1 rRNA gene is annotated in these 463 nt (G+C 49.7%); it reads right to left on the minus strand.

Annotated features, from left to right (window positions below):
- Positions 1-463 (minus strand): 23S ribosomal RNA (locus GTP41_RS26795); the annotation flags it as partial.

Consider the following 463-nt stretch of genomic DNA (forward strand, 5'->3'; position numbering starts at 1 on the left):
ACGGACCAAGGTTAGAACCTCAAACAAACCAGGGTGGTATTTCAAGGATGGCTCCATAGGAACTGGCGTCCCTACTTCAAAGCCTCCCACCTATCCTACACAGATTGGTTCAAAGTCCAATGCAAAGCTACAGTAAAGGTTCATGGGGTCTTTCCGTCTAGCCGCGGGTAGATTGCATCATCACAAACACTTCAACTTCGCTGAGTCTCGGGAGGAGACAGTGTGGCCATCGTTACGCCATTCGTGCAGGTCGGAACTTACCCGACAAGGAATTTCGCTACCTTAGGACCGTTATAGTTACGGCCGCCGTTTACTGGGACTTCAATCAAGAGCTTGCACCCCATCATTTAATCTTCCAGCACCGGGCAGGCGTCACACCCTATACGTCCACTTTCGTGTTTGCAGAGTGCTGTGTTTTTATTAAACAGTCGCAGCCACCAGTTTATTGCAACCTTTTCGCCCT

The sequence above is a fragment of the Pseudoduganella guangdongensis genome (assembly GCF_009857475.1).
Lineage (GTDB): Bacteria > Pseudomonadota > Gammaproteobacteria > Burkholderiales > Burkholderiaceae_D > Rugamonas > Rugamonas guangdongensis.